Here is a 19,312-nt window from a genome sequence, read left to right as displayed (position 1 = left end):
CATTATGAGGAGAGATAACAAGGACGCTGCCAGCCGCCTTACCCTGTCAAGGCGCTCAACAGCAGCTTGGCGGTCGGCGCGCTGGACGCCGGGTTCTGGCCGGTGATCAGCAGGCCGTCACGCAACTGGAACGCCTCGAAATCCGTCGTCGAGCGCTCGTAATGCCCGCCCTTGCCCTTGAGGGCGTCCTCGACCAGCAGCGGCACGACGCCGGTCAGACCCACAGCCTCTTCCTCGCTGTTCGAGAAGCCGGTGACACGATGCCCCTTGACCACCGACTGTCCGTCGACGCCCTGAACGTGCACCAAGACGGCCGGCGCATGGCAGACCGCCGCCACGGGCTTGCGCGCAGCCAGAAAGTCGTGGATCAACTGCTGAGAATGACGATCCTCGGTCAAGTCCCAGAGCGGCCCGTGGCCACCGGGGTAGAAGACCGCATCGAAGTCGTCGGCACGCATGGTGTCGAGCGGGTGCGTATTGGCCAACTGCGCCTTGGCCTCGTCGTCACCGTCGAAGCGGCGGGTCTCCTCGGTCAGCGCATCGGGCTGCGTGGACGTGGGATCGACGGGGGGCTGCCCGCCCTTCGGCGAGGCCAGGGTCACGTCGGCCCCTGCATCCTTGAACACGTAATACGGCGCCACGAACTCTTCCAGCCAGAAACCGGTGGGATTGCCGGTATCGCCCATGCGGTCGTGCGACGTGAGTACCATCAAAATCTTCATGCGAGCCTCCTTGGCTGAACGACATCGGTGTCGATACCTCCTAGATGGCATCGCCAAGCGCGACTTCAAGGCGCCACGCTCACTCGATGGCGACCTCCACTTCATATCCGCCGAACTTGCGCAGATTGATCACGCCGGTATCGAGGATCAGATACTGCCCCTTGAGGCCCATTAGCCGGCCGCTGACCTCGGCCGTCTTGTCGAAATTGTGCGAGACCACCTTGCGTGGGGCCTCCAGCACCGGGTAACGCAGCGACACGGGGTCCAGCGCCAACGTGCGAATGGCGGTCTCGCCGAAACGCTGGCGCAACGCCGCCAGGCCGGGTGCCAGCGACGCCAACAGGCGATCCCGCTCGGCGACCAGGTCGAGCGGCGCGACATCGTCCTTGAGCATCGCCCGCCAATTGGTGCGATCCCCCACGGCCTCCTTGAACAGCGTCTCGACCATGCCTGATTGCAGCCGATTGTCGACTTCGATGATCGGCAATGCCTGAATCGCACCCTGGTCGAGCCAGCGCGTGGGCAGTTGCGTCTTGCGGGTAATGCCCACCTTGAGCCCCGACGAGTTGGCCAGATAGACCACGTGGGGCTGGAAACAGTGCTGCTCGCCCCACGTCGGCTCGCGACAGGTCCCCTGGTAGTAGTGACAGGTCTCCGGCTTGACGATGCAGGTATCGCACTGCGCCAGCGACTTGAAACAGGGGTAGCAGTAGCCCTGCGCGAAACTCTTGCGGGTGGCGCGTCCGCAATGCAGGCAATGAATCTGGCCGGTGTGCGTCAGTCGCACCCCCGCGCCCAGATGCACGTTGAGCGCGAGACGATGCTCACCGGCGCGCAGCGTGTAATGCGCCGGCGCATCCCCTTCGCCGGGAACGATGCCCATCTTGCGCAGCGTGCCACGAGCCGCGCTGACATCCGCCACATCGAACAGATCCCCCATCAGTTCATCCACTTGATGGCATCGGGCTCGCCCGGGTCGTCACCGCTGCCGCAGCTGACGCGATCGAGATGCCCCACGCGCTCGTGTTCGGGCACGCCATGGGCGATTTCGTACTTCATCACCGCCTCGAGACACAGCTCTGTCTGTTCCTGGGTGAGACGTCTGCCGTCCGGCCATTTCCGCAACGCGATCGCCTGCTTGAAACTGTCGTACATGGCCGGCGTCATCTGCGCCACCATCTTGTCGAAGGTCATATCACTCATGTTCCGTCTCCTTTCGCGGCACGTCCACCGGCCCACCAGCCCCAGGCCAGCCCCACCAGCAAACCGCCGAGATGCGCCTCGTTGGCAACGTTGCCGAACCCGAACAGCCCCGCCATGTCGGTCATGGTGAATACCATCCAGGCCAGCATGAACACCACAAGCATTTGCGGCACGAAGAATCCACTGGCAGGCGCCCGTCGGGCCATCAGCCAGACATAGCCCAGCAGGGCATAATCGACGCCGGACATGCCACCGAACAGCACCGTGCCCGTGGCATACTGCGCCAGATTGGAGGCCAGCGCCGCCACGACGACGATCGCCGCAAGCCGCAGCGGCCCTTGCAACGCTTCGACCTGGCGTCCGAAATACCACAGCCACAGCATGTTGAACACCAGATGCATCCAGCCGAAATGCATGACGGTCGGCGACAGCAGGCGCCACAGCTGACCGCTGGCGACCACGTCACCCAGCGTGCCCACCATCAAGCGTCCCTGCGAGGGCTCCACCGGCACGAAGGTCAGTGCGGCCACCACCCGATCGCCGAACAGCGCCATCAAAGCAAACACCGCGAGACACAGCGCGACGCAGGCCGCCGCCAGCGGAGCCTGTGAAAAGGCACTGCCGAACAGGCTTGTCGAGGGACGCTTGGGGGGTGACGCTGGACGCTCGGACAATGCGCCGCGGTGCCATTGCTCGATCAGGCGCGCGGCGTCGTCACGCTGGCGCGGATCGGCCAGCCACACCACCTGCACCGTCTCCTCCTCGGTCACCTGATGACCAATGCGGTGCGCCCACAGCGCGCGGCGCAGTGCGACGATGTCCTGTTGGCGAGGCAGTTCCAGCAACTTGTACATAAAGGGATTCCCTTTCATGACGCATGGCATGCGCCCAACAAGAAAAAGTCCGGCGGAGGGGGCCGCCGGACAAGAGCAAGGGATCATTCAAGGGAACACCTACTCTGACGACGCCCACCGCAATGAGTTCCCAATGCGGCGAAAATTTTTTCAATCTTTCCGCGATGCCTGCCAGACGCCCTACGCCAGCTCGATGTCGTCCGGGCGGGATCGCGCCGGTTCGTCGCGAGACACTTCGACCCACACGAAGCGGTTGGCATCCAGGCGCCGCTCTCCATCCCAGCGGTAGGCCACCAGGCGCCCATACTTCACTGCGCTGTAATCGAGACAGGCGATATTCGGTGCCGGCAGCGCCGGGATGCCCTCGCACCAATAATGGCCGATAAACAAGGGCGGCTCGTCCGGGCCATAGTAAGGCAAGCGCCGACGCTCTTCCGCGCGCAGCGGCTGGTTTTCGATGCCGCCGGGCAGGTTGTCGGGCTGGAAGACCACGTCGCCATAGGTTTGCGGGTCGCGGGCCCAGAAGTGCGCGCGGAACGAACTGCGCGTGAAGCCATCGCCGGAATGGATCTTGAGCCCCGACGGCAGCGGCAGATGCGGCCCGCGCGTGAGCCGGTCCATGACACGAAACGCGAACGTGCCCGGGCGCGCCGAATCGTAAAAGAACGCCTCGCTCATGCGCCCGTCGGGACATTGCTCGCGATATGCCGCGATCAACTCGCTGTCCCAGCAGGCGTGGACCACGCGCAGCCCATCGCGCTCGAGGCACAGCGGCATCGCCATGAACCAATCCAGGTAGGCATCCCACTCCTGGGGATGTTCGCGGAACTGCGCCAGCGTTTCGTTGATGATGCGGTTGTGGCGCGGCGAATGCTCACGCAGCCACTCTCCCGACCAGCCCGGGGGCGAACGACGACAATAGGCCAAGGCATTGTATTCGTGATTGCCCATCACGATATCCGCCTGCCCCGCTTCTACCATGTTCCAGGCGATGCTCAGCGCCAGCCGAATGCGTGGGCCGCGATCGATCAGGTCGCCGAGAAAGATCACCCGGCGGCGCGGATGGCGGTACACCCCCGCCTGCAGGCGATAGCCGAGCTTCTCCAGCAGCACGGCCAGCGATGCGCCACAGCCGTGGACATCGCCGATCAAGTCGTAGCCATCGAGGTCGTGGCGAGGCAATGTCATGTCACTCTCCCAACCGGCTGCTCCAGCCGAGCTTGGTGCGACAGGTCTCGAAGTAGTTGTGTCCGCGTGGGTGAATCAGGGTCAGGCGTTCGCGCTTGCGACGCACGACCATGATGTCGCCGGGTTTGGACACCACCTGGGTCTGGCCATCGCAACTGACGTGGGGATACGCCTGATTGGTCTCGCCGATGTGAATCGTGACCTCGCTGGCGGCATCGACGACGATCGGCCGGCTGGAGAGAGTATGAGGGAACATCGGCACCAGGGTGATGGCCTCGAGGCGCGGGTGCACGATGGGTCCGCCCCCCGACAAGGCATAGGCGGTGGAGCCGGTTGGCGTGGCGATGATCAACCCATCGCTGCGCTGGCTATAGACGAACTGCCCATCGATGAACAGTTCGAACTCGATCATGCGCGCCGCCTTGCCGGGGTGGATGACCACGTCGTTGAGCCCCGAGGCTGTGCCCACCTGCTTGCCGGCGCGAAAGACTTCCGCTTCGAGCAGAAAGCGCTGCTCGCTCTCGAAATGGCCGTCGAGCACCTCGCCGATCCGCTCCTCGACGTCGTCCGGAGAAATATCGGTGAGAAACCCCAGGCGCCCGCGATTGACCCCCAGCACCGGCGTCTGGGTCTGGCACAGCACGCGTGCCGCGCTGAGCAGGCTGCCGTCGCCCCCCACCACGATCACCAGGTCGCAAAGCTCCCCCAGGCGACTGCGGCTCGCCTCGGGGTAGCCGTGGTTGAGCAGCACCGTGGCGGTGCGTTCGTCGACGATCACATCGAGCTCACGGGTGCCGAGGAAGCGCAGCAACCGCTTGAGCGTCTCCACTGCATTGGGGCTGCCCAATCGCCCGATCAGGCCAATGGTCTTGAATGGCTGCATGAAAACGTCTCGTTGCCGGCATCGCGGCCCGTCATTATGCGGACTGGCGCTCGGGGGAGCAAACCGCGAGCACCCGCGACGCCGCCGGCCGGCGGCATGCGACGCTCAGGATCGGGGATCGTTGTACTGATCCGAGTCGGCACTCTGCACCGGGTGCAGCTCCCACCAATAGAGGTAAACGGCGACAGGTGATGCGAAAACGGTGTTCAAGATCATGAAGGCCACCAGCGCGGCCCATCCTTGTCCATCGACACCCCCGTAATAGAGCATCATGAACAGGATCCCGGCGACTCCCACGATGAGATTGATGATGACGATGGCGGCGAAGAACTTGATCAGGCCACGCCGTCTCCGACGGCGTTTCGCCGCGTCCGAACTGGCCACTTCCGATGACGTCATGAAGCGTCTCCCGTGAAAACGCGCTGGCAAGATAGGGCATGGCACCCCGACATCTCGACGGCTGCATGCACATGAGTATATTGTCCCTGGACGTGTTTTCGGCACAACCCCGACCCCAGCGACGCTTTGACGCAGTGCCCGGGCGGACCGCGCTCACTTGCGAAGGCGTGACGCACATGGCACGCGAATGACACATTCCCGATGCGCCGACGGCGATACGACAGACAGATACGAGTGGGATTCACTCACCCATCCCTGGGTGCGCGATCTCGCCTGGCTGCTGCATGCCCCCGATCTCGTCGCCACTGCCTATGCCGGGCGACCGACACTCGCGGAACTCGGGCTAGAGAATAGCGCCTGCCGTCAGGCATGGTTGCGTGAGCTGGACATGGCACCAGAGAGGCTCGAGCCCTACCTGGGCGAATGCCCTCGCCGCCTGGGGCTTTACCACGAGCGTCTCTGGCATGCGCTGCTCGATCTCGCGCCGGCCACCCGGTTGCTCGCCACCAACCTGGTGCTCCACGCCCATGGCCGAACCCTCGGCGAACTCGACCTCCTTTACGTCGATGCCCAGGAGAGACCGGTCCACCTCGAACTCGCCATCAAGTATTACCTGGGGTTGCGCGACGGCCCGGGCGACGCCCGCGACCCCGCACGCTGGATCGGCACCGGCTGCGCCGACTCGCTGGCGCGCAAGCTGCATCATACCTTGCGACATCAGCTACCGCTGGCGCATCATCCCGCTTCGCTCGCGGCCTTGAAGGCGAACGGCATCGACCCGACATCTCTGGAACAGCGCATCGCCATGCCCGGCGTGCTGTTCTGGCCCTGGCCGCATTCGCTGCCGGCGCCTCGCCCCTCGCGACGGACCGCCCTTCAGGGGGTCTGGCTGCCATGGCGAGACTGGCCGGCATTGCATGGCGCCCTTCCCGACGACAGCCTGGGCGTCACGCTCCACAAGCCACATTGGCTCGCGCCGCCACGCGACGAACGGTATCGCCCATTGCCGGTGCTGGAGGCCGAATTGAGGGAGCATTTCGTCGTCGCGCCGACGCCTCGGCAATGCCATCTGACGACGCCCGACGGCACGCAGTGGCGTGTATTCGTCGTCCCCGACGACTGGCCACGCAGCCTGCCCTTGCCCCCCACCACGCAGAGGAGACGTTCGCATGCTGAGAATTGGGGAATTGGCCAAGCGTAGCGGCGTCAGCGTCGATACGCTGCGCTACTACGAAAAGGAAGGGCTGCTGCCGGACGCCCGCCGCGGCGATAATGGCTACCGGTACTATGCCGAGGACAACCTCGAACGTCTGCATTTCATCCTGCGTGCCAAGCGTCTGGGCTTCACTCTCGCCGATATCCGCGAACTGCTTTCCCTGCAGGTCGAGGCCGACGCCCACACTTGCGAAGAGGTCAAGCGTGTCGCCGAGGACAAGCTCGCCGCCATCGACGCACGCCTGGAGGAGTTGCACCACATGCGCCAGGCATTGGCGCACTTGACCGATGCCTGCTGTGGCGGCCCGCATGCCGCCACGCAATGTACCATCCTCACAGCGTTCGCCAACGGTGACGCCTCGCCCGAGCCACACCAGCATCGGCATGCCGACTGATCGGTCCGCCTCAGGCGACCGCCGAGCCGCCGGGCGCATCGGCCAGCGTCAAGGGCGCGAAGCTGTGCGCCTGGGCCATTCGCCAGATGCGTCCGTAGAACGGACGTTGGTCGGGGTCGCGCAGCAATTCACCGGGTTCCAGGAAGGGGTGCAGGTGGGAAAACAGCTTCACCTCGTTCTCCGAGACCCGGTGTACCAGGTGATCGGGGGTGATCTGCCAGGGTCGTGTCAGCCCGGCCGCCGCCACCATCTCGGCCAGGGCATGCAGGGTATTGTGGTGGAAATGGTGCACCTGCTTGGCCTTGTCGCCGACGACCAGGGCCTTCTGGCGTAACGGGTCCTGAGTGGCCACGCCGGTCGGACACCGGTTGGTATGACAGCTCTGCGACTGGATGCAGCCCAGCGCGAACATGAAGCCGCGTGCGGCATTGACCCAATCGGCGCCCATGGCCAGTACGCGTGCGATGTCGAAGGCGCTGATGATCTTGCCGCTCGCGCCGAGACTCACTTGCTCACGCAGCCCCGCACCGACCAGGGTGTTGTGCACGAACAGCAGCCCCTCGCGCAGCGGCGTTCCCAGATGATCGGAAAATTCCACGGGCGCCGCCCCGGTCCCTCCTTCGCTGCCATCGACGACGATGAAGTCGGGCACGACCCCCGTCTCGAGCATCGCCTTGATGATGGCCATGAACTGCCAGGGTTGTCCGAGACACAACTTGAAGCCGACCGGCTTGCCGCCCGAGAGCTCACGTAGCCGGGCAATGAAATCGAGCAATTCGAGCGGGGTCGAAAAGGCCGGATGACTGGCGGGGGACAGACAATCCTGCCCCATCGGGATCTCCCGTGTCTTGGCAATCTCGGAGGTGATCTTGTCCGCGGGCAACAAGCCGCCATGCCCCGGCTTGGCGCCCTGGCTGAGCTTGACCTCGATCATCTTGATCTGCGCATCGCTGGCCTGCTCGGCGAAGCGCTGAGGATCGAACTCGCCCTGCGGCGTGCGACAACCGAAATAACCACTCCCCAGCTCCCAGATGAGATCGCCCCCATGCTCGCGATGGTAGGGGCTGATACCGCCCTCGCCGGTGTCATGGGCGAAACCGCCCAAACGCGCGCCCTTGTTGAGTGCGCGTATGGCATTGGCGCTGAGCGCGCCGAAACTCATTGCCGAAATGTTGAACAGCGAGGCCTCATAGGGGTGCGCGCACTGCGCATTGCCGATGGTCAGGCGGAAGTCGTCCGGTGCCGCCACGGGGGCGGTTTCCATCGAGTGACCGATGTATTCGTAGGTATTGGCGTAGACATCGCGCAAGGTCCCGAACGGCTTGGCGTCATTGCGCTGGCGTGCGCGCTCGTAGACCAGACCGCGCTGGACATGGGAAAACGGCAATTGATCGGTGTCCGCCTCGAACAGATATTGGCGCAGTTCGGGGCGCAGTGCCTGGAACACGTAACGCAGATTGCCGACGACGGGATAATTGCGGCGCACCGCATAGTCGCGCTGCACGAGGTCGACGATCCCCAGCACGACCAGGGCGCCGCAGAGCACGGGGACCGGCCACCAGACGTGCCACTGCATGGCCAGCGGCAACGTGGCCAGCGTGACCAGGCAGCAGGCGAGGAAAACGCCATAACGCGATAACAGTGAAGGTTTCATGAAGAGATCCTGAATGAAGAGCGTCTTCTTCATGAAAACACAAAACGTCATGCCCGGTTTAGGGGCACGCCCCGAGAGTCCGAGCCCTCAGGCGGCGTGCGCCTGAGGCATCCGCCGCCGACGCCACCAGCCGTTGAGCATGAGTGCCGCCACCAGGATCGCACCGCCCACGATCAGGCGAGGCACATCGGCATCGCGGTTCCAGATCAGCAGGTTGACCGCCAACCCCGCCGGCACGAGAGCATTGTTCATGACCGCGAGGGTCCCGGCATCGACCCGGCAGGCGCCCTTGTTCCACAGGAAGTACCCCAGACCGGAGGCGACGATGCCCAGCCACGCCAGCACGCTCCACTGCAGCGCGCTCGTCGGCATGGCCGTGGCGTCGCCGAACAGCCAGAATGCCGGAAGCGCCACGCACAACGCGCCCAGATAAAACCATCCAAAGACATGGCGGTGCGCCACCTCGCGGGGCAAACGGGGCGCCAGATGACGATACGCGACCTGCCCCACCGCGAAGCACAGGTTCGAACTCTGCACGACCAGGAACCCGAGCCAATACGCCTGGCTGACATCGGCATAGCGGATCACCGCCGCACCGCATACGGCAAGGGCGGCGGTGAGCAGATAGAATGGGGTGAAACGCCCCTTGAGAAGGTCGTCGAGCAAGGTAATGTAGAGGGGGGTGAAGATCGTGAAGAGCAGAACTTCCGGCACGCTCAGCAACAAGAACGACTGGTAGAAACCGATGTACATCAGGCCGAGTTGTACGGCCCCGATTCCCATCAGGCCCAGCACCTGACCGATCGACAAGCGACGCGGGCGCAACCAGAACAGGAAGATCGCGGCAGCCAGGGCGATCCGCGTGAGCACCGCGAAGTAGCTATCGACCTGCCCGGAAAGGTACGCGCCAATAAGACTGAAGGAAAAGGCCCACAGGGCCGTGACACCAACCAGATACCCCATTATGGTAAACTCCGGGAAAGAAAAAAGTTGACTGCCATTATACGCCTGACACAGCGCTTGCCCAGCATTCGTCATCTCACCTTCACATCACGCTCCGGCACCGCTTCCGGTGTCGCCTGGTCCGGCCAAGGCCATGGCCAGGTCGAGGTAGACTCCCTCGCCAATGCCATCCGCTTCATCGAGCGCGGCCACTTCCTGCCGCGGGGACAATCGCGCGAGGTAGCGTTCCGCAATGTCTATCGCTGGGAGCTGCAGCCCAACAGGCTCACGCTGTACCACGAACGCCGTGGTCCCGAAAATGCGGTCCGTCTATTCGACCTCGTCGCCGACTCGGCGACGACACTGGTCAGTGAATCGCCCCACCTGTGTGGTGCGGACACCTACCAGGGCCGCCTAAGCCTGGAGGAGCACGGTTTCCGGCTCGAGTGGCGTATCGAGGGGCCGCGCAAGGATGAACGACTCGTCTACCATTACCGGCAAGCGAGTACATGACGTACAACGCACCTTTGCCTTGTCGACTGGTCGAAGTGACATTGGCACGCTAGAATGGTTTGAGAACACTGTTTCCAAACAGCCAACACCCGCAACGGAGGTTGCCATGAAAGCTTTACTTCCCCTGGTCATGATCGGAGCCCTGGGCATTGCCGGTTGCGCCAACACCTCGCCCTATTCCGGCGATGTCTACCGCAGCGGACAGGCCGAAACGGCTCAGTCCGTGACATACGGGACCATTACCTCGGTTCGTCAGGTACAGATCCAGGCCGGTGAACAGAATGAAAGCATTCTGGGTGGCCTGGGCGGCGCCGTGCTCGGCGGCCTGCTCGGCAACCAGGTCGGGGGTGGCTCGGGGCGCACCATCGCTACCGCCGCCGGGGCCATCGGGGGCAGCGTCGCCGGCAGCAAGGTCGAGAATGCCGCCAACCGCACGAACGCCTGGGAGATAGAAATCCGGCGTGACAGCGGCGACTCCATCGTGGTGGTCCAGAAAGCCGATCGCGACTGGCAGGTCGGCCAGCGCGTTCGCATGATCGGCAGTGGCGCCAACCTGAGCGTCGCGCCTTACTGAGGCGACATGCCAGCCTGAGGCGACAGACAAGCCCGTGTCTCGCTGACGAGGCGCGGGCGTTTTTCCCTGCCAGCAAGTTTCCCCTATCCGCACCTGCTTACATACGCTATCGTATGTGACGTGATATGCCATGGATACGGAACTGTCTCATGAACCGACTCATGACCTCAGGACGCGCGCTCGGCTGCCTCGCACCCGCCTTTGCCATGACGGCATTCGCCGGGCCCGCCCTGGCAGACGGCTTGCTGACGATCAAAAGCGAGAACGATATTTTCGCCAACGGCGAAGACGGCCACTATACCAACGGACTGGAAATCGACTGGTCGTTCACTCCCGCTGCACGCCATTGGACACGCGACCTGGCCGAGATCGTGCCGGGATGGTCGGGTGCCGGTCTCGATAGCGTTGCCTATCGCGGCGGCCAGCAGATCTACACGCCCAAGGATATCGAGCGCTCGGACCTGGTCGAAAACGATCGCCCGTATGCCGGGTTGCTCTACGCCGGCATCTCGCTGTTCGACGATCGACAGCACACCGGCTGGCGCCAGGCGGACGACCTGCATCTCGATATCGGCATCGTCGGCCCCGCCTCGGGCGGCAAGGCGATACAGAAAAACTTCCACCATCTCATCGGTAGCGACGAGCCCGAGGGCTGGACGCATCAGCTTCATAACGAGCCGATCGTCAACCTCACCTACAAGCGCAGTTGGTGGTTGCAACGCTCGCTTGGCGCCCTCGATGTGGAATACGGGCCCAACGCGGGATTCGCGCTGGGCAACCTGTATACCTATGCCGCCAGCGGCGTCGGCCTGCGCATCGGTGACAACCTGCAACGCAGCGCCGGCATGCCCGCGGTGGCACCCGCGCAGAGTGGACGAAGCCATTTCGACCCCGGCCAGGGCTTCGGCTGGTATGCATTCGCCAGCCTGGAAGGCCGTTTCATGGCCCACAACCTGCTGCTGGACGGCAACACCTTCGAGGACAGCCATTCGGTGGACCGGCGGCAGTGGGTCGGAGACGCGCTTGCCGGTGTCGCCCTGACGTGGGATCGCTGGCAACTCACCTATACCAGTGTATGGCGTACGCACGAGTTCGAGGCTCAGGAAGAGCACGATCAGTTCGGCTCGGTAACGCTGGCATTCTGGCTCTGAAAGACTCCGGCTCTAACGACGCTGTCTCCGAACCGGCGCAGCGCCGCAACGAAAACGCCCCGCACTAGCGGGGCGTTTTCCTCGGAACGATTGGCGGACGGATCAGTGAAACTTGACGCGGCGCATCAGCCAGCAGCCCACGCGCTTTCCCACCCAGAAAAACAGCGCCAGCAGAATCACCGTCAGGAGCATCGAAACCGGATTCACGATAAAGGTGGCCCCCAGCACGGCTAGCGCGATACTCCACACCCAGCGATCGTCGCTGCCCAGCTGCAGCATCGCGGGGATGCGGCGCATGACCATCTGTCCCAATGCACCATCCCAGGCACGCAGCGCGAGGAACAGAATCACGGCAAAGGCGATCAGCCAGATCAGCGTCACGGTCATGTTGGCCTCCTGATAGGCACGTCGATAATAACTCAATCGCGCCGACGCCGGTCGGCATATCGGCAAGAAGTGTGGACCGCATGGCAGGGCCGCGCGAGCGTCGCGTCGACACCGCCCTTGCGTCGATGAAGGCAGGGTACCTTTGCCCCCCTGACCGCGCAACCGGCGCGACGACCTGTCGCAAGCACGCGCCGCGTTTCTTGTCGACCGTCAGGCCCGGCATTGGTTCCCGTCCTACCTTGAAGCAGCGTCATGCAATCGCAAAGGCGCATGAAAACCCCTCGAGGCCCCTGACACACCTAGATGAGCACGTTACCATGGGTACCGACATACACCCAGAAAGGTCTTCAACATGCAGATTGCCCAGAATTCCGTGGTTTCCTTCCACTACACCCTCACCAACAACGAGGGTGAAGTGCTGGACAGCTCGGAAGGCCGCGAACCTCTGACTTACCTGCACGGCGCGGGCAACATCATTCCAGGGCTGGAAAAAGAACTGGAAGGCCGTCAGAGCGGCGAGAGTCTGAAAGTCACCGTCGAACCCGCCGAAGGCTACGGTGAAACGCAACCCGGTCTGATGCAGGAAGTACCGCGCGATGCCTTCCAGGGTGTCGACGAAATTCAGCCGGGAATGCAGTTCCAGGCACAGACTCAGGGTGGCCCGCTCATGGTCACGGTCACCAAGGTCGAAGGTGATACCGTCACCGTCGACGGCAACCATCCGTTGGCCGGCCAGACCCTGAATTTCGATGTCGAGATCGCGGAAGTGCGCGAAGCTTCCGAAGAGGAAGCCGAGCACGGTCACGTTCACGGCGAAGGCGAACAAGAGCAGCACTGAGCCGCTCTCCTTCAGCGTGACGATCGAACGGGCAGCCCTGGGCTGCCCGTTTCATGTCATGCCGCTGGCTGCACCGCTCCCGCTGGGCATGGCCGCAACTTGCCGGCATCTCCCCCCCCAACGGTCATCCCTCCTGCCGATCGGATGACGAGCGCTCGGCCGCCAGCAGGGCCCGGTACCCTCCCGCGACGCGCGTGGCAGTCGTCACCAGACAGGCCACGGCAAACAGGGTCGCCAGGAGTGCAAACTCCTCCGGCCACAGACAGAACACCACGAAAGCGAGAATCGTCTCGGTCCCCTCGGTCAAGCCATCCAGATAATAGAACGCCTTGTGCTCGAAGCGCGGACGCTCCAGCCCGTGGCGAGTCGCGGCAATCGCGAAAGCCAGAAACGACGAGCCGGTCCCCACGAACGCGAACAGCAACAGCGCCGCGGGCAAGGCATTGCGTTCGGGGACGGCCAGGGCAAACCCCAGCACCACGGCCGCGTAGAACACGAAATCCAGCGCGATATCCAGAAACCCGCCGGCATCGCTCTGTCGTTGCAGGTGTCGCGCCAGGGCACCATCCAGGCCATCGCACAGACGATTGATGATGATCGCCACCAGGGCGAGCCCGTACATCTGGCCAGCCAGTAACGGCAACGCCAGCATTCCCGCCGCGAAACCGCCCAGCGTCAACTGAGCAGGCGTGACACCACGCTCCCCCAACCCGCCGGCCAGGCGATTGAGTGCTGGGGCTACCCAGCGCCCCGTCCATTTATCCAACATGCAGGCTCCTGCCCTTTTCCCGCGTATACTCGATGTATTGTCGACGTCATCGACAAGCCACACCAAACCGATGTTCAGGAGAGTTTCCGATGCGCTTTTCCCTGATGACGTTCTGCGCACTGACCACGCTGGCACTCCTGCCTGCCGACCACGCCGAGGCCGAACAGCGCGAGGCCATTTTCGCCGGCGGCTGTTTCTGGTGCATGGAACCGCCCTACGACAAGCTCGAAGGCGTGATATCCACCACGTCAGGCTATATCGGTGGCGAGACCGAACGCCCCACGTACGAACAAGTCAGCGGTGGCGGCACCGGCCACGCCGAGGCCGTCAAGGTGGTCTTCGATGACGAGGTCGTCGACTACGCGACACTGCTGGACGTCTTCTGGCACAACATCGACCCTTTCGCCGAAGGGCGTCAGTTCTGCGATGTCGGGGACCAGTACCGCAGTGCGATCTTCCCCCTCGATCAGCACCAGCGGCGTCTGGCCGAAGCCTCCAAGGAGGAAGTGGAAGCCCGCTTCGAACGCGACGTCAAGACACGGATCGAGGCATCGGCGCCGTTCTGGAAAGCCGAGGAATATCACCAGAACTTCTACCAGAAAAACCCCGTACGTTACCGCTTCTACCGTGCCGGCTGCGGTCGCGACGATCGCCTGGAGGCCGTCTGGGGCGATGCGGCCGGCACCCCGTGAACGATGCGGGGCTCCCTGACTCAACGCGCGGCACAGGCAGGCACTCGATGCGGCGGCGACGATTGCCGCCCTCACCGTTTCATGCCGTGGCGCCGCGCTCGATCAACTGGCGTTCGCGGCGCCACAGCCAGGCCGCGACGCTCAGCGTTCCCGCCAGCACCAGCCAGGAGGCGGCGACCACGCCGCCCCACTGCCAGCGCGCCCAGAAAGGCTCCAGATACAACCCACCGAGGCTCGCCCCCAGATAGTAGAACACCAGGTATAGCGAGGAAGCGCTGCCACGCGCGCGTTGGGCGTGGCGCCCGACCCAGCTCGAGGCCATGGAATGCGCCAGGAAGAAGCCCACGGCATTGACGGTCAGCCCGGCGATGATGGCGATCAACGATGGCATCAGCGTCACCAGCGAGCCCAGCATCAGCGTCGTGATGCCCAGCATCATGCAGACGGGCTGCGAAAGCCGCTGCGCGACCCGGCCGGAAAGGGCCGACCCCAGGGTGCCGCCGAGGTAGGTCAGAAAGATCAGCCCCAACCACTGGGAGGTCAGCGAAAACGGGGCCTCGCTGAGACGGAAGGTGACATAGCTGTACTGGTTGATGAAGATGAAGAAGTTGAACCCACCGATGAGATAGGCGGCAATCAGTCGGGGGTCGCGCAAGTGCCCGCCCATGTCGCGTACCGCCTTTCCCACCCGCAGCGGCGACGGCCGAAACTGCCTGGCGGGCGGCAGGGCTCGCCAGAAGATGCTGGTGCAGACGAGGCTCAGGCATGCGATGACCATGAAGCTCGCATGCCAGTTCCAATGCTCGGCCACCGCGCCACCGATGACGCGACCTCCGATGCCGCCGAGCGTGTTGCCGCTGATGTACAGTCCCACGGCCAGCAACAGCGCCGGCTTGTCGAACTCGTCCCCCATCCAGGCAATGGCCACCGCTGGCAAACCGCCCAGCAAGAATCCCTGCAGAGCCCGCAGGGCGATCAGACTGGCGAAGTTGGGCGCAAATGCCATGACCAGCGTGCACACGCTGGCCAGCACCAGCGTCACGCGCATGATGGCGGCACGCCCGATGGCATCGGAAAGCGGCCCGTAGAACAGCAACGACAACGCCAGGGTCAGCATGCTCACCGACATGGCACTGCCCGCCGCCAGCGTCGAGACCTCAAAGCTCTCGCGAATGGCGGGCAACAAGGGCTGGGCCACGTACAGGTTGATGAAGACGGTAAAAGAGCCCAGGCACAGTGCCAGGGTCGCACGCCACCAGGCACGCGTGCGCGGTTCGATCATCATGCCCTCCATTAGCGCAACATGATCGCGCGCAAAAGTGAGATCATGCCTCAGGCCGTCTCGAGGCACACAGCTGCGACACGCCGTCAGTGCTCGTCAGCCCTCGTGCGCAGACCGCTCGAGCCGTGCCGCAAGTTGCGTGCTCTCCAGCGGACGCCGTGACTGCCAGTAATGACGATTCCAATAGACGTTGTCGAGACGGGAAAGCTTGACGCCCTGCGAGGTCGATGCGTGCAAGAAATAGCCATCGCCGACATAGACGCCTACATGGTTGTAGGGGCCGGGCGAGCGGAAGAACACCAGGTCGCCGGCCTTCAGCGCATCACGCGAGATGCGGCGGCCTTCCTGCATCTGCTGGTCGGTGGTGCGCGGCAGGGACAGCTGGAACGCATCGCTGTAGACGTGTTGCATCAAGGCGGAACAGTCGATACCACGCCGCGTGGTGCCACCGAGACGATAGGGCGTCCCCACCCAGCGTTCGTGCTCGGACAGCAAGGCCTCGCGTATGCGCGCCGGCGACACCAGGGCGCGCTGGACATCGCTGGCACGGTACGTGGCGAGAAGCGATTCGGGTCCCGTCATGCCATTCGCCGCTTCGCCGATCCGGGCGGCGGCCGACAGGGAAGACGGGTGTGCAGCAGGAGATTGCGGGGACGTCGCTGCACAGCCGGCCAGTACCGACAACAGCAAGCCCAGCGCCATGATTCGAAGCATCCAAGCGACCTCATCATCACACGTCGTTCAACCTCGCTGGATGCCTCGGAGCGCTTGCACGAACGCAATGACACGCCCTGCCACCTAGGCACAGCCTGGCGAGGGGGTCGCTGTGGTGGTGGCGCGTTTACAGGTGCCACCGCCAAAGCGGCCTAGACTCGATTCGTTGACGCCTCGCGCCACGGACCGGGCAGCGAGACCGTGACGATGATAGAGAAACTCCCGCCATTTGACGAGAGGTCTCGTCCTCATGAGATGCCTTGGGTCATCCATGGGATGCCTGCATGAGACGTCAATGCAGCGTGCGGGCATCCCCCGGCAACGTGTCGATATGCAACGGCGCCCAATGCCGCGCGGGCGCGCCCGGAAAATCGAGACTGGCCCAGGCCCCGGCCAGGGGCGGCGCACCGCTCAGCCAGGCGGCCAGGGCCTCACCAAAGCTCTTGAGCAAGGCATCGCGTTCCTCGGTTTCCCCCATGAAGAACGAGAAGCCCGCGTAGAGCCCCCGCGCATAGTCCCGCCAGCTCGCATAGTGCGCCCGCGCCAGTTGCGTGGCACGCTCGAGGAAAGCGTCGAATTCCGCCGCCGAGAGCCACTCCATTTGGCGGCCGGCGATGGCAAGATCGACGGTCTGGGCGACGTCCCACGCCGTCATGTCGATATCGTTGCATCCCGCCGCGTTTTCCTGAACACGACGCAGGCGCAGCAGATGATTGCGTTCGTCCTCGCTGCATTCATCGGATTCGATGATCGCGATCTCCTCGCGCAACCGTGCCGCATTCAATGTATAGGGCGCGTAGTTGATCAGATATTCCTGGCGGTCGCCGGCATCGATCAGAAAGTCCAGAAAGGTCTTGAGCGCCTCCGCCGACAGTAGCCCGTAATGTCCGTCGAGCCATTCCCGAAGCTCATCGCGCTCGCTGCGCCCCTCGGGAACCGGTGCGCCCCACACCGCCGCGTTGAGCGGCCCGACCAGCGCCAGGGAGGTGAAACGCGGCAGTGACAACCGCTCGCCGGGCTCCAGCCACGATCCTTAGTGCCAGTCGAGCCAATGGAAAGGGCTGCCGGGATCGTCACGGTGCCAGCGGATTTCCGCCACCAGGGACGGCTCGTCACCTTCGGGCAATGCCGCCTCCCAAGTCGCCCAGGCATCGATCAATGCCTGCGGGCCAGTGTAGAAACGACTCAACACCCCGCGCAGGGATTCCGCCAACTCGTCCAGCGCCGCACGATCGTAGTCGCCGCTATCGGCACACATCATCAAATAGAAAGCGTACTTCTCGGCCATGAAGATGGTCGCCGCGTGGCGCGCGCAATGCTTCAACTCATTGCGCATGCGCACGGCCTCGGGATCGGCCCGACCGGTGGGCGTGTCGGTCTCGGGCAAGGCGCCATGAGCGGCATCGGCCGCCAGCTGGTTGAGGTGATGCACCTGCGCCGGCAACCACAAGCGCGACAGCCCTGCCACGCCCATGGCCGGATCGAGCCCCAGCATGTCATGAAGATACGTACGCGCATCGTCTTGGCGTTGGCGGTCCGGCGCCCGGTCGATTCCCTGACGATACGCCAGATCGGGTTCGCGCACCGACGCCAGTGCCATCACCCATTGCCATGCCGAGGCCCGCCACTTGCGGATCATCGACCGCGAGGCGTCGCGCCGGGGGGCGTCGAGCAGTGTATCGAGCGGCACCTGCCAGGGACTGGAGGCCGCATTGAGCAACGCGCTCCAGTCAGCCGCGAACTCGGCGCGACGATCCACTCCCTCGAACAGGCTGCGACCGCGTTGGTACGCCTTGGCCACCGTGGTCCAGTCACGGTAGCGGCGCATCAGCAGATCTCCTGCGTGAGCCGCGAAGGTCTCGGCCTCATGCCGTTCGAGCCAGCCGGCGTTCCAGCCCGCGTAGGCCAGGTCGGCCAGACGCAACCAGTCCCAGGCCGCCCATTCCAGAGGCTCGCCACTGGACAGAAACGTCAGCATGACGTGACCGTAATCACGCGCCTCGCCCAGCGATGCCTGCCAGCGCCGCCGCGCGGTTTCCCCCTGCACGGTCAACCGCTGCGCGTCGAGATCCCAGGTATAGCGATGCCCCTGGCCCCCCAGCCAGAGCAGCAGACGGATCAGCTCGTCCCGGTCGTCGATGCTCCACACCTCGGACAACCAGCGATGCACGTCGGGCCAATCGCGCGATGGCTCGCAAGTGGCGCTCAGCACGGGGGAAAACGCCGCACGCAGCCGCCACACCCCCGCCGAGCCCGAAGGCCAGGGCGGTTGGCGTGAAGCCGCTTGTGCTTCCGCCAGCCAGGTAGCGAGGACGTCCCAGGTGACGCCGGCCGACTCCTGCTCGAGTTGTGCCAGAGCCTCGCACGCCTGGAGAAAGCCGTCGTCGCCTTGCGCCCAATCGACCTGACCGCGCTCGCGACGCAACGCCGACAACCAGGCATCGAGCGAATCGTGCTGCGACTGTATATCGGCGGCCAGCCACGCGGCCCACGCCTGCGCTTGCGTGCCCTCCAGCCATCCGGCTGCGCCCGCCAGCGCCAGCAGTTCCAGCGCATGAAGACGACGCAGCGCCCCGCCCTGCCCCGACAGGCAGGCCTCCACCAGACGCCAGCCCAGCTCGCCACGCTCACGCACGTCGAACAGCGCCAAGCGCGCCTGCGCCGAGTCGGGCGACACACTCAACGGCTCGGGATCGAACGCCCAGCCGCACAGCACCAATTGCTGGGCCCACCAGGCTTTAAGGGGATCGATCAATGCGCACCTCACTCATGGCTCGGACATTCACGTCATAACGGCGCCATAGTGTACCGGAAAGATGTTCGTGTCGCCGATAACCGCGGCGTGGCATGAAAATCCCGATCGCGGGAAAAAGCACTGGACGTCACCCCGGCCGAGTGTTTTAAATAATGAACACAGCGTCAAGCAATACACGAACC

The 19,312-nt window shown here is 64.1% G+C and carries 22 protein-coding genes; 7 read left to right on the top strand and 15 right to left on the bottom strand.

Translation table 11 applies throughout. From position 1 onward, the window contains the following. Positions 1-38 precede the first annotated feature (38 nt). From CSAL_RS06665 to CSAL_RS06635, 7 genes are all read right to left on the bottom strand, one after another. The gene (locus tag CSAL_RS06665; RefSeq protein WP_011506613.1) at positions 39-722 is read right to left on the bottom strand and encodes a type 1 glutamine amidotransferase domain-containing protein; all 684 of its coding nucleotides are present in this window, start codon (positions 720-722) and stop codon (positions 39-41) included. A gap of 79 nt (positions 723-801) precedes the next feature. Next, entirely contained in the window at positions 802-1,662 is an 861-nt protein-coding gene (locus CSAL_RS06660; protein WP_011506612.1) for a DUF2797 domain-containing protein, read from the bottom strand. Continuing rightward, on the bottom strand, positions 1,662-1,925 hold the full coding sequence (locus CSAL_RS06655) for a YeaC family protein (RefSeq protein WP_011506611.1): 264 nt from the start codon (positions 1,923-1,925) through the stop codon (positions 1,662-1,664). The genes CSAL_RS06660 and CSAL_RS06655 overlap by 1 nt, the downstream gene beginning before the upstream one ends. Further along, positions 1,922-2,779 (bottom strand): rhomboid family intramembrane serine protease, encoded by an 858-nt coding sequence (locus CSAL_RS06650; protein ID WP_011506610.1) that lies wholly within the window; start codon positions 2,777-2,779, stop codon positions 1,922-1,924. Before CSAL_RS06650 ends, CSAL_RS06655 begins: the two co-directional genes overlap by 4 nt. Positions 2,780-2,959: 180 nt before the next feature. Then, positions 2,960-3,967: a metallophosphoesterase gene (locus CSAL_RS06645; protein ID WP_011506609.1), complete on the bottom strand. Its 1,008-nt coding sequence runs from the start codon at positions 3,965-3,967 to the stop codon at positions 2,960-2,962. Position 3,968: 1 nt separating this feature from the next. Then, on the bottom strand, positions 3,969-4,850 hold the full coding sequence (locus CSAL_RS06640; RefSeq protein WP_011506608.1) for an NAD(+) kinase: 882 nt from the start codon (positions 4,848-4,850) through the stop codon (positions 3,969-3,971). A gap of 105 nt (positions 4,851-4,955) precedes the next feature. Further along, positions 4,956-5,249, bottom strand: a complete 294-nt coding sequence (locus CSAL_RS06635; RefSeq protein WP_011506607.1) for a hypothetical protein — start codon at positions 5,247-5,249, stop codon at positions 4,956-4,958. Positions 5,250-5,436: 187 nt separating this feature from the next. Here CSAL_RS06635 and CSAL_RS06630 point away from each other — a divergent pair, with 187 nt between their 5' ends. Then, the gene (locus tag CSAL_RS06630) at positions 5,437-6,450 is read left to right on the top strand and encodes a DUF1853 family protein (RefSeq protein ID WP_011506606.1); all 1,014 of its coding nucleotides are present in this window, start codon (positions 5,437-5,439) and stop codon (positions 6,448-6,450) included. Then, a complete protein-coding gene (gene zntR / locus CSAL_RS06625; RefSeq protein ID WP_035410346.1) occupies positions 6,419-6,859 on the top strand; it encodes a Zn(2+)-responsive transcriptional regulator in 441 nt (146 codons plus the stop codon). Before CSAL_RS06630 ends, zntR begins: the two co-directional genes overlap by 32 nt. Before the next feature lie 10 nt (positions 6,860-6,869). Here the strand turns inward: zntR and CSAL_RS06620 are convergent, their stop codons facing one another. Beyond that, entirely contained in the window at positions 6,870-8,513 is a 1,644-nt protein-coding gene (locus CSAL_RS06620; protein ID WP_011506604.1) for an FMN-binding glutamate synthase family protein, read from the bottom strand. 87 nt (positions 8,514-8,600) lie between these two features. Further along, on the bottom strand, positions 8,601-9,476 hold the full coding sequence (locus CSAL_RS06615) for a DMT family transporter (protein ID WP_011506603.1): 876 nt from the start codon (positions 9,474-9,476) through the stop codon (positions 8,601-8,603). Between the two features lie 27 nt (positions 9,477-9,503). On the opposite strand from CSAL_RS06615, the gene CSAL_RS06610 reads away from it, so the two are divergent. The 3 genes from CSAL_RS06610 (at position 9,504) to CSAL_RS06600 (ending at position 11,693) form a co-directional block, all read left to right on the top strand. Then, positions 9,504-9,968 carry a DUF6314 family protein gene (locus CSAL_RS06610; protein ID WP_011506602.1) on the top strand — a complete coding sequence of 155 codons (465 nt, stop codon included), beginning with the start codon at positions 9,504-9,506 and terminating at the stop codon, positions 9,966-9,968. Positions 9,969-10,074: 106 nt separating this feature from the next. Next, positions 10,075-10,542: an outer membrane lipoprotein gene (locus CSAL_RS06605; RefSeq protein WP_011506601.1), complete on the top strand. Its 468-nt coding sequence runs from the start codon at positions 10,075-10,077 to the stop codon at positions 10,540-10,542. A gap of 161 nt (positions 10,543-10,703) precedes the next feature. Further along, positions 10,704-11,693, top strand: coding sequence for a lipid A deacylase LpxR family protein (locus CSAL_RS06600; RefSeq protein WP_050934570.1), 990 nt, complete (start codon positions 10,704-10,706; stop codon positions 11,691-11,693). 102 nt (positions 11,694-11,795) lie between these two features. Here the strand turns inward: CSAL_RS06600 and CSAL_RS06595 are convergent, their stop codons facing one another. Next, a complete protein-coding gene (locus tag CSAL_RS06595) occupies positions 11,796-12,080 on the bottom strand; it encodes a hypothetical protein (protein WP_043558093.1) in 285 nt (94 codons plus the stop codon). Between the two features lie 352 nt (positions 12,081-12,432). Between CSAL_RS06595 and CSAL_RS06590 the strand changes: the two genes are divergently transcribed. Continuing rightward, positions 12,433-12,918, top strand: coding sequence for an FKBP-type peptidyl-prolyl cis-trans isomerase (locus CSAL_RS06590; RefSeq protein ID WP_011506598.1), 486 nt, complete (start codon positions 12,433-12,435; stop codon positions 12,916-12,918). A 124-nt stretch (positions 12,919-13,042) separates the two neighbouring features. On the opposite strand, the gene CSAL_RS06585 is transcribed toward CSAL_RS06590, so the two are convergent. Continuing rightward, on the bottom strand, positions 13,043-13,687 hold the full coding sequence (locus CSAL_RS06585; protein ID WP_011506597.1) for a CDP-alcohol phosphatidyltransferase family protein: 645 nt from the start codon (positions 13,685-13,687) through the stop codon (positions 13,043-13,045). 89 nt (positions 13,688-13,776) lie between these two features. On the opposite strand from CSAL_RS06585, the gene msrA reads away from it, so the two are divergent. Further along, positions 13,777-14,379, top strand: coding sequence for a peptide-methionine (S)-S-oxide reductase MsrA (gene msrA, locus CSAL_RS06580; protein ID WP_011506596.1), 603 nt, complete (start codon positions 13,777-13,779; stop codon positions 14,377-14,379). Between the two features lie 79 nt (positions 14,380-14,458). Here the strand turns inward: msrA and CSAL_RS06575 are convergent, their stop codons facing one another. The 4 genes from CSAL_RS06575 to CSAL_RS06565 form a co-directional block, all read right to left on the bottom strand. After that, positions 14,459-15,661, bottom strand: a complete 1,203-nt coding sequence (locus CSAL_RS06575; protein WP_011506595.1) for an MFS transporter — start codon at positions 15,659-15,661, stop codon at positions 14,459-14,461. A gap of 96 nt (positions 15,662-15,757) precedes the next feature. Next, positions 15,758-16,375: a C40 family peptidase gene (locus CSAL_RS06570; RefSeq protein WP_011506594.1), complete on the bottom strand. Its 618-nt coding sequence runs from the start codon at positions 16,373-16,375 to the stop codon at positions 15,758-15,760. Between the two features lie 292 nt (positions 16,376-16,667). After that, on the bottom strand, positions 16,668-17,381 hold the full coding sequence (locus tag CSAL_RS17795) for a DUF1266 domain-containing protein (protein WP_011506593.1): 714 nt from the start codon (positions 17,379-17,381) through the stop codon (positions 16,668-16,670). 27 nt (positions 17,382-17,408) lie between these two features. Further along, positions 17,409-19,130, bottom strand: coding sequence for a DUF1266 domain-containing protein (locus CSAL_RS06565; protein WP_011506592.1), 1,722 nt, complete (start codon positions 19,128-19,130; stop codon positions 17,409-17,411). Between the last annotated feature and the right edge of the window lie 182 nt (positions 19,131-19,312).

Origin of the sequence: Chromohalobacter israelensis DSM 3043 (assembly GCF_000055785.1) — a bacterium.
In the GTDB taxonomy this organism is placed as follows: Bacteria; Pseudomonadota; Gammaproteobacteria; order Pseudomonadales; family Halomonadaceae; genus Chromohalobacter; species Chromohalobacter israelensis.
This window is presented reverse-complemented; position numbering and strand designations above follow the sequence as displayed.

What these genes read in the sequence shown, in the direction of transcription:
- CSAL_RS06665 (WP_011506613.1), bottom strand. Translation starts at nt 722, where the DNA reads ATGAAGATTTTGATGGTACTCACGTCGCACGACCGCATGGGCGATACC.
- CSAL_RS06660 (WP_011506612.1), bottom strand. Translation starts at nt 1,662, where the DNA reads ATGGGGGATCTGTTCGATGTGGCGGATGTCAGCGCGGCTCGTGGCACG.
- CSAL_RS06655 (WP_011506611.1), bottom strand. Translation starts at nt 1,925, where the DNA reads ATGAGTGATATGACCTTCGACAAGATGGTGGCGCAGATGACGCCGGCC.
- CSAL_RS06650 (WP_011506610.1), bottom strand. Translation starts at nt 2,779, where the DNA reads ATGTACAAGTTGCTGGAACTGCCTCGCCAACAGGACATCGTCGCACTG.
- CSAL_RS06645 (WP_011506609.1), bottom strand. Translation starts at nt 3,967, where the DNA reads ATGACATTGCCTCGCCACGACCTCGATGGCTACGACTTGATCGGCGAT.
- CSAL_RS06640 (WP_011506608.1), bottom strand. Translation starts at nt 4,850, where the DNA reads ATGCAGCCATTCAAGACCATTGGCCTGATCGGGCGATTGGGCAGCCCC.
- CSAL_RS06635 (WP_011506607.1), bottom strand. Translation starts at nt 5,249, where the DNA reads ATGACGTCATCGGAAGTGGCCAGTTCGGACGCGGCGAAACGCCGTCGG.
- CSAL_RS06630 (WP_011506606.1), top strand. Translation starts at nt 5,437, where the DNA reads ATGACACATTCCCGATGCGCCGACGGCGATACGACAGACAGATACGAG.
- zntR (WP_035410346.1), top strand. Translation starts at nt 6,419, where the DNA reads ATGCTGAGAATTGGGGAATTGGCCAAGCGTAGCGGCGTCAGCGTCGAT.
- CSAL_RS06620 (WP_011506604.1), bottom strand. Translation starts at nt 8,513, where the DNA reads ATGAAACCTTCACTGTTATCGCGTTATGGCGTTTTCCTCGCCTGCTGC.
- CSAL_RS06615 (WP_011506603.1), bottom strand. Translation starts at nt 9,476, where the DNA reads ATGGGGTATCTGGTTGGTGTCACGGCCCTGTGGGCCTTTTCCTTCAGT.
- CSAL_RS06605 (WP_011506601.1), top strand. Translation starts at nt 10,075, where the DNA reads ATGAAAGCTTTACTTCCCCTGGTCATGATCGGAGCCCTGGGCATTGCC.
- CSAL_RS06600 (WP_050934570.1), top strand. Translation starts at nt 10,704, where the DNA reads ATGACCTCAGGACGCGCGCTCGGCTGCCTCGCACCCGCCTTTGCCATG.
- CSAL_RS06595 (WP_043558093.1), bottom strand. Translation starts at nt 12,080, where the DNA reads ATGACCGTGACGCTGATCTGGCTGATCGCCTTTGCCGTGATTCTGTTC.
- CSAL_RS06590 (WP_011506598.1), top strand. Translation starts at nt 12,433, where the DNA reads ATGCAGATTGCCCAGAATTCCGTGGTTTCCTTCCACTACACCCTCACC.
- CSAL_RS06585 (WP_011506597.1), bottom strand. Translation starts at nt 13,687, where the DNA reads ATGTTGGATAAATGGACGGGGCGCTGGGTAGCCCCAGCACTCAATCGC.
- msrA (WP_011506596.1), top strand. Translation starts at nt 13,777, where the DNA reads ATGCGCTTTTCCCTGATGACGTTCTGCGCACTGACCACGCTGGCACTC.
- CSAL_RS06575 (WP_011506595.1), bottom strand. Translation starts at nt 15,661, where the DNA reads ATGATCGAACCGCGCACGCGTGCCTGGTGGCGTGCGACCCTGGCACTG.
- CSAL_RS06570 (WP_011506594.1), bottom strand. Translation starts at nt 16,375, where the DNA reads ATGCTTCGAATCATGGCGCTGGGCTTGCTGTTGTCGGTACTGGCCGGC.